The following is an 8,644-nucleotide window of genomic DNA, read 5'->3' as shown; positions in this document are numbered from 1 at the left end:
GTTCCCCTTTGAGATGCGGGTTCCCCTTTGAGATGCGGGTTCCCCTTTGAGATGCGGGTTCCCCTTTGAGATTTTATTCTATAGTGAATTAATCAAAGTCATTGGCTTGCACGTCATAAAAGGGTGTGTGTGGGCTTTGTGTTGGTGAGTAATATTTGAAAAAAGACTGAAATGCCTCTTATGGACGCTCTCAAAGGTCAATGGCTGTTAGTAACATGAGAGACAAATGGTATGCTGATGCTCAGCTACTACTTTTATGAAGTGAAAAGGGGTATGAAGGTAAAGAAGGACGTGGGGTAACAAGGGGCAGTTTTGATGGTTCACTTTACGGGGGCTATTATATCTTATTTACAGATACTGTTTTGAAATGAGCGGGGATACACTGGGAAATATTAAAAAGTGCGTGAATGGAGGGACACACGTGTATTCTGTTTTAGGATGTCCTATTGTACCTGAAGAGGATATCTCCATTAAAGAATGCGATAAATAAAAGCATAAAATGTGTAATTTCATCAGTTAATTGTTGTTGTCGTGGATGCTTTAGTCCCGTAAAGCTGGAGAGTGATGATGGATGTTAGCTTTACTCCTTGAAATTTCATATTCTGCCAAAATGGAATTGTATGCGCATTGCGAAAGTTACACAAAAAGAGATAGGTAATAGGTTCGCTTTTATTTGGCATATAAAAGCTGAAACGGTTTACTCTTCATTGTTTTGGTTTCTCTCTTAAAATATGCGGTTCTATAAGGGATGAAAGTTGATTGACAGCGGGAATGGATTTTATGTGGCCTTCAGTTCTCATCGTTAAGGTTTTGGGGAACTATTGGGGGACAATAGAGGTTGGTTTAAAGAGGTTGGAAAATATCTTTGTGCTTAATAAACAGATGAGACATTTTGCTAAAAAAGGGGAAACTTCTCTTGTTCATTGTTTAAAATGCTCTTTTAAGAAAAAATATCAAAATAAGTATCAGGAACAGAGAGGCAATAGACAATTCCTTCTTGTGTCAATTTGAGGGAAGCTGAACCATTCACGGAAATGGGAACGATTTTTTCGAGAACGGCACTACCAAAACAGGCTTTTTTATTGTTTGTGGGAGGGATGCCGGATTCAAAATTTTCATGCCAAGTGATGATAAGTTGTGTTTTGCCATTCAGTTTTGTTTTGATTTCACAGCGTACACAGATGCTCCCTTTTTCTTGGGAAAGAGCTCCAAAAGAAAGAGAATTGACAATCAGTTCATGAAAAGCCAAACCGATATGCAAAGCGGCATTGGGAAAAAGATAAGGATCGACGCCTTCAAGTGAAAAACGTTCTGTTTCTTTCATAAAATAACCTAAAGCCTGCGTTTGGACCAATTCGCGAAATTGAGCACCGCGCCAATCGGAATCAGTGATCAGATCTTGAGAATGAGAAAGAGAATGAAGACGACCTTGAAATTTTCGTAAAAAAACTTGAAGAGATTCAGTGTAGCGGGCGGTTTGGCTGGCAATACTTTGAATGATCGCTAGAAGGTTTTTAGAACGGTGACTGACCTCGCGAAGAAGGATTTTAAGCACTTGTTCACGGCGGCGTAAGCCGGAAATATTGACACCGGTGGTGATAATCCCAATAATGTCTTCGTTATCATTGCGGTGGCAATCAATAGAAAATTTGTACCAAATCTCTTGTTTATTTGTATCTTCAAAACGTGCTTCAACAGTTTGCATTTTGCCACTCGCTAAAACTTGCAGTTTGATGGTTTCCATATTGTCTGCAAGGTCAAGCGAAAAAAAGTCGTTGTCACGACACCCAACCCGCCATTTATTGTGTAAATGGTGTGGTAAGTTTTCAGCCCATAAATAAACCAGATTTGTTGCCTGATAGAGAACACAAATATCAGCACCACGAATCGCTTGCATGAGCGCACTCATATGAGATCTATCCATGGGGGACTTTGAAAGAGGCGTAACGATCATAATTTTAAGATGTTACTCTGTTCTAAGCCGCTTTAGAAGCATTCTCTTGAAAAAATAAAGCTTGGGAAATAAGTGCTTTCACCATATCAGGGTTAAAAGGTTTGGTCACTAAAAAAGTTGGTTCTGGACGCTCGCCGGTCAGTAGCCTTTCGGGAAAAGCCGTGATGAAAATCACCGGTATACGGTCATTTTTCAAAATCTCATTGACTGCGTCAATACCTGAACTGTTATCGGCTAATTGAATATCAGCCAAAATCAACCGTGGTTTTTTCTTATGATACATGATGACAGCTTCATCACGCGTGCGCGCTATTCCTACAACATGATGACCTAAGCTTTCTACCATTTGCTCAATATCAAGTGCAATAAGAGGTTCATCTTCAATAATCATTACTTCAGTGGCAATTTGTTGAGAAATATCAATGGATGCTTGGTTGAGCAGCTTACGGAATTCTTTCGTATCCAGATTCATGATTTCGCTGGCTTCTTGTTCATGAAATCCTTCAACGGCAATGAGCAAAAATGCTTGGCGTGCGCGGGGCGTGAGATAGGATAATTTGGCACTGGTTTTTTGTTCAAGACCAAATTGGGGCAGGGGTTCAGGGATGTTTGGTGTGGTTTGGTCAAAAAGATGGCAAAAAAGCCAATAGGTACCAATTCGGTCAGTGGAGGCTTTGGGAAAAATGGAGATGTCGGCAATGAGTGCTTCCAACATCGCTGAAACATAAGCATCGCCAGAGGATTGGCTACCGGTGACAGAGCGGGCAAAACGCCGAAGATAGGGAAGATGCGGGGCAATGCGCGTTGATAATGACATAATTTATAACTCCTTTGACCTTTCAAGCATTTTGTTGGTTGAAATTCTCAACCGATAAAAAAGTTCCTTGATTTGTATGGAACTTTTTACCGGCAGCTATATTTACAACCATAAGGCGAAAAATTCTTCGCGGTACTACTAGTAATATATGGATTAGGGGGATGAAAAATGAACGACCGTGATGAAAAAAATCTCACCACACAATTTAGAGTTGGAGATGATCTTCTCGGGGTCAATAGCGAAATAGCACGGAAGTTACGTCAATTTTACATGGAAATTCAAGAAGAAGCACTGCCACGGTGTTTGCTTGAGCTTTTAGAAAAGTTGGAGCGCGCAGAGCAATTTGGCTTAAACAATGTGGAAAAGGTTTGAATCCTTTATGTCAAAGTGCGCGAAAAACTTTAAACAAGAACTCCTTTCTGTGTTGCCGGCTTTACGAGCTTTTGCTGTTTCTTTAAGTGGCAAGCACGATAAAGCCGAAGATTTGGTCCAAGATACTGTTATGAAGGCATGGGCTAAGCAAGATAGTTTTGAGATGGGAACTAATCTTAAAGCTTGGCTTTTTACCATTTTGCGCAATGAATTTTATAGTCAAATGCGTAAAAAGGGAAGAGAAGTTCAAGATACCGACGGCGTGTTTACTCAAAATGTCGCTGTTCATCCTGCTCAATATGGATCACTTGATTTGCAAGATTTCAAAAAAGCCTTAAATTTGCTTTCTGCCGATCAAAGAGAAGCCATTATTCTCATTGGCGCATCGGGGTTTTCTTATGAAGATGCTGCGGCTATTTGTGGTTGTGCTGTTGGAACCATTAAAAGCCGTGTGAGCAGGGCGCGTAATCGATTACAAGAACTTCTTAAAGTCAATGGTGAGTCTGATTATGGTCCTGATTCTTACTCAGCTGGAAGTACATTGTGTTCATTTAACGGCTAAAAAAGCATAATAATTATGATTGATAGCCTTGTTTTTTTTATTCCCGTTATAGCTATTACAGTAAAGTCAGTATCTGAGGGAATTCAGAAGTTTGGCCTGTATCTTTAAGAACACAAGAAAAGCCTGTATAAAACTTTCTCACGGGCTTTAGGTTTTATGTTCCATAAGGTTGCCTTCCTTTGTGCTGAAAAATGACGACTTTCAAGTTCGCCAATGGACATTCTATGACAACAAAAACAAATTTGATGCCTCAAATGCCTTCTTCTGATGCAACGATATCACGCTGGCGGTGGGGTGCGATTGTTGTTTCTCTTGTTATGGCTCTTTTGGCATCGGTTTTTATTATGTTGCTTTCAAATGCCGTTGATCGAGAAGTTGCACAGTTGAATACAAGTTCAGAATTGCGCGAACAGGCTGATTTAGTCCTTATTAGCCTGATTGATATGGCTGTTGCTGACCGCAGCTATGCAAAAACGCGCAAGGCGGAAGATAAAATACGTTTTGAAAATGCAGAGCGGGAGTTGGGGAATATTCTCGACTATATCGCACTTATTGTTTATGCGCATCCGCAGTGGTATAAATGGTTTACGGCTTTTAAAGAAGAGGTTGAAGCACGAAAAGCCTTTATGAATGCCCATATGCGTGCTCTTGATGCGATTCCTGAACAACCTTCTCAACCTTCTCATGCGGACTCTTTGGAAGTATCAAAGATTCCTGTAGCACGTTTAGCTCAATTGATGACAAGCTTTATTAATGGGGATGATGTGGTGCGACAAAAACAGCGTGAGGGTATCGCATTGATGCGGGCGGCTTTGACATTGGCGGCTATTGTTTCCGTTGTGAGTACCTTTATTTCTGCCTATTTTGTTATTAATCGTTTTCATCGTGATATGCGCTCTTTAAAATTGTATCAATTGCTGCTTCATAGTGAAAATATCGCTCTGGAAGCCCGCGTGAAAGAACGAACACAAGAATTAGAAAGAGCACGTAATCACGCTGAAAAAGAACGCCAACGGGTTGAAATATTGTTGCAGGATGCAAGCCATCGTATTGGCAATTCTCTTGGGACGGTGTCTTCTTTGTTGGGGCTCCAGTTAAACCGGAGCAAAAATGAAGAGGTCCGTGCTGTTCTAGGGGCTGCACGTGATCGTATTCAGACAATTTCTACAGCACATCGTCGTTTGCGCTTAAGTGATGATATGGAAACGACACTATTGGCAGAGTTTCTCAGCTCTGTTGTGCATGATGTCGAATTGGCAGTCCCTTTTGAATTGCGTGAAAACATCACCATTCACACCAACTTTAAAGATTATCGCCTGTCTTCAAGAGATGCGACAACACTTGGAATTATCCTTGGCGAGTTGCTAACCAATTCCTTAAAACATGCCTTTCCTAATCAACGGTCTGGTCATATTTATATCTCCTTTGGTCCCCAGAAAGATGGACAATTGATGCTCATTGTAGAAGATGATGGCGTGGGAATGAAAAGCCAAACTTTAAAACAAAAAACAGGACTTGGTCGTGTGGTTGTGGAACAGCTCTGTATGCAATTTGGTGAAAAACCTCTGTTTGAAACTTCTACTTTAGGAGGTACAAAGATTGTCATTCCTTTGCCAAAACTTAGCATGAATAGTTCAAAAAAAAGCTCTGACTGATTTTTTAAAAGGGTAAATTTTCTCTTTGCCAGTGGCATGCTGCCTTTGATTCATCGTGAAGGTATGGGGAGGGCATCTTTTCACAAGAAGAAGGAAAAATACGGCTTCAGTAGCTTGAACACAGCACCATTCATATCAGATTGTCAATTGCCTTCAAGAGAAACAACTTTGCTTCTTTATCTTTTGGTGTATGTTTGATTTTCTCTCTTATTGTTTTTTTGCTTTGTTGACTCCGATGATCGGCTTTCAAAGTTCTCCTTGTCTGAGAGCTTTGAAGTGTTTAAGTTAGCCTTTAAATTTATTTTGAATAAGTGCTCCTTTAAGCCAATAATACTTATATTCGTAAGCTCTATTGCTTTGCAAAGAGAGAGTTTTTTCAAGTCTTGTTATTTTTTGTAAGGCATGTGAAACTTTAAATATGGGGTGTTTTTGTAAAAGTGTGTAACGAATACTCTTAAGGTAGAACGTGCTCAGAAAGTTCATGAAACACCGTCCTTTAGGGCTATGAACAGCATACATTCAACAAGTGGAATCTATTCAACAAAAAGTCGGGTTGTTTATAGAATGATATGGATTTTAGAATCTTCATCCTTTAGCGGGCACCTCTTTGATTTGAGATTTTATTGCATGGCAAATAAGGACGGGCTATCGTTTTGATAAAATAAACAAAAAGAGTTAGCCTTTTGGGGTTTCATATTTTTCACTTTTCTATTGTGCGTATACCTGAAAAGGGGAGGGCGTTTTATTTTTAATCATTGTGATGCGACCTTGGGTGGAGGCATCTTTCGGCGTATTCTTTAATAGATATTTAAAATGCGGAAATCTCTTTGAGAAAAGTAAGCGCTCAAGCATATTTTTTAGATGTTTTGAGTCGTAAAAATGCAGATGCTTTCATGCTTTAAGTCTCTTCGGAGGGTGCTATTGGGCTGTTGATCAAGGCATCAATGTTGTTTTTTTCTTGTAGGAATGTTTGTAGGTCTTGATTGGTTAAGGCTTTGCTATCCGGTATACGAATGCGCATGGGATCAACCTTGACGCCATTGACAATGATTTCAAAATGACAATGGGGTCCGGTTGCCATTCCTGTTGATCCAACATACCCAATAATTTGTCCTTGTCGTACTTTCACGCCTGGTTTGATGTCTGGTGCATAACGACTTTGGTGTGAATAACTGCTGACATATCCATTGGCATGTTGAATTTCCGTATGATTTCCATAGCCGCCTGTTACACCTACTTTTGTGACAATACCATCTCCTACAGCAATAATGGGTGATCCTTTAGGAGCAATCCAATCAACACCCGTATGCATGCGGACATAGCCTAAAATAGGATGTTTGCGTGGACCAAAGGGAGAGCCAAAAATGCCATTTGGTGTGGGTTTGCGCAGCAAGAAAGGCTTTGAACTTTTCCCTTCAGAATCATAATAATCAACGCTTCCATCTTTTAATTGATAACGGTAATATTTATAAGTTGTATTCCCAAAAGTTGCGCTAATATAACGAATTTCTGGATCAGTGTTTTGGGATGCTTCCTTTGCATTCAAGTTCTTTTTGCCATTTTGGTTTTCTTTATCGCTTTGTGGTACAGCATAAAATATTTCGATCTGATCATTGGGTGTTATCAGACTTTTCATGTCAATATTGGTGGCTAGCAGACGAATAAGACGATGAGAGAGAGATTGTGATATATTATGGCTTAGCAAAGCACTATAGAGTGCATCATAAGCCGTTGGTAATTGCGCACTATTGATATAAGAATGCGGAATACCATTTTGAAAAGCCGTTTTAAGTGCTTTAGACATTTTAGGCTCTGTGCTTTCAATGAATTGGCCTTTATCATTCAGGGCAATGGTGAGAATATGATGCATCCCTTGATAGATACTTGCGCGTACGAGATGATCTTCTTCACCAGCTTGTGTCACGATACCAATGCGTAAAAGGCTTCCCTCTTTAAGGGAATCGGAAAGGCTTATTTTTTCTAGCGTTTTTACAACCTGGTCAATTTGCTTTTTTGTATAACTGGTTTTTTTGAAAGCATCGGCTATCGTTTGTTTTTTACGAATAGGAATAATATCTTCAACATAGTTTTTCGTCAGATCGATACGGTGACTTTGAGGAGAAACGGTTACATTTTCTTGAACGATTCGAACTTCAGGGGATTCTGTGCCTTGGGAAGGGGAGGATACATCTTCTAATTTTAAAGGATCAATCAATGTGAGAACTGAAAGAAGTTCGGAGCTCTTTTCTAAAGTAAATCCAGCTTTTTGCACTTCTTGTTGTGCCTCTTCATCTGTCAATGTGTCGCTGTCATCAAAATCGAATTGATTTACCTTAAAATCATAGCTGCGTAAGGTGAGTTTTGTTTCAACCTTTGCACCGTAAATCTGCCCAGAATCTTCTTGTGGTGCGATATTTTGATTTTTAGAATCACTGGCAAGAATGCTTAAAGAATCAAATTTTGGATAACTATATTTCTGGGGGCGATTTTCGGCTAAAGCCATACGAATCCATTCAAAATGTTGTGTTTGAATGACTTTTTCATCGCCTTTTTTTTGTAGAATCGATAGTTCAAATTGACGTTTTCTGTCAAAGCTTTGCCGTGCATGGGTGGGAGAAATACGATCACCTTTATAGCCATTGGCCTCAGGGTCTTGTGATTCTGATAGGTTTTCTTGCGTAAACCATTGTGGCGGTGTTACCAATCGCTGTTGTTCATCAAGAGCCGTAAAAAGTGCAATCCCCATAAGAATGCAGGAAGTGATTCCTGTCAGAATGGTTCCCGTAAGCCAACGAGCAGAGACCTGTCGGCGCGCAGGCCGCAAGCGCTTGACGACAAGAGCAGGGTCTTGTCCAGGATCGTTTTTTTGTTGTTCGTTATCCCACATAGATTTATAAGAGTACTTTTCAATATTAAATAAAGAAAGCTAGATAGATAGCTTAGCATGCTTCTACAGGAATTTGATTCTTTTTACAAATTACAGATCATGCGATTCTCTTTATACAGCAATGTCTTTATAAATCGTATCTGCGCAGAAAATTTTCTCTATTAAAGTAGCATAAAACAAGCGTTATTGTGATTAACTCATTCCTAGGCAACTTCCTATTTTTATGCATTGCAATGGGGTGCTATATTTTACTTTAAAGGCGCCATGCTCTCTTTGAACTCCTTGCTGTTTTCATGTTTTATTTTTATGAAGGCAGATTTTGCCTATAATTGCTTGTTGCCAATAATGTCTTGAAATAGGATTTTTTGTTCAATATTTTATTGGTATTGTTTTGGGC

At 39.6% G+C, this 8,644-nt stretch carries 6 protein-coding genes; 3 read left to right on the top strand and 3 right to left on the bottom strand.

Translation table 11 applies throughout. The annotated features are described in order from the left end of the window. Positions 1–940: 940 nt before the first annotated feature. Both ACFIL2_RS03475 and ACFIL2_RS03470 read right to left on the bottom strand, forming a co-directional pair. Complete coding sequence (locus tag ACFIL2_RS03475; RefSeq protein ID WP_375680656.1) at positions 941–1,954, bottom strand: sensor histidine kinase; 1,014 nt, start codon at positions 1,952–1,954, stop codon at positions 941–943. A gap of 22 nt (positions 1,955–1,976) precedes the next feature. Beyond that, positions 1,977–2,771, bottom strand: a complete 795-nt coding sequence (locus tag ACFIL2_RS03470; RefSeq protein ID WP_273791319.1) for a response regulator — start codon at positions 2,769–2,771, stop codon at positions 1,977–1,979. Between the two features lie 168 nt (positions 2,772–2,939). Between ACFIL2_RS03470 and ACFIL2_RS03465 the strand changes: the two genes are divergently transcribed. The 3 genes from ACFIL2_RS03465 (at position 2,940) to ACFIL2_RS03455 (ending at position 5,360) form a co-directional block, all read left to right on the top strand. After that, positions 2,940–3,143, top strand: coding sequence for a NepR family anti-sigma factor (locus tag ACFIL2_RS03465; RefSeq protein WP_375610684.1), 204 nt, complete (start codon positions 2,940–2,942; stop codon positions 3,141–3,143). A 7-nt stretch (positions 3,144–3,150) separates the two neighbouring features. Further along, positions 3,151–3,705 (top strand): RNA polymerase sigma factor, encoded by a 555-nt coding sequence (locus ACFIL2_RS03460; RefSeq protein ID WP_375611691.1) that lies wholly within the window; start codon positions 3,151–3,153, stop codon positions 3,703–3,705. A gap of 224 nt (positions 3,706–3,929) precedes the next feature. Further along, positions 3,930–5,360, top strand: a complete 1,431-nt coding sequence (locus ACFIL2_RS03455; RefSeq protein WP_375680655.1) for a sensor histidine kinase — start codon at positions 3,930–3,932, stop codon at positions 5,358–5,360. An 898-nt stretch (positions 5,361–6,258) separates the two neighbouring features. On the opposite strand, the gene ACFIL2_RS03450 is transcribed toward ACFIL2_RS03455, so the two are convergent. Beyond that, positions 6,259–8,247 (bottom strand): M23 family metallopeptidase, encoded by a 1,989-nt coding sequence (locus ACFIL2_RS03450; RefSeq protein WP_375680654.1) that lies wholly within the window; start codon positions 8,245–8,247, stop codon positions 6,259–6,261. Positions 8,248–8,644 lie beyond the last annotated feature (397 nt).

It is taken from the genome of Bartonella sp. AP30XZML (genome assembly GCF_042195945.1).
Taxonomy (GTDB): Bacteria; Pseudomonadota; Alphaproteobacteria; order Rhizobiales; family Rhizobiaceae; genus Bartonella.
Note: the sequence above shows the minus strand (reverse complement) of the source record. Positions and strands in the feature narration are given on the sequence as shown.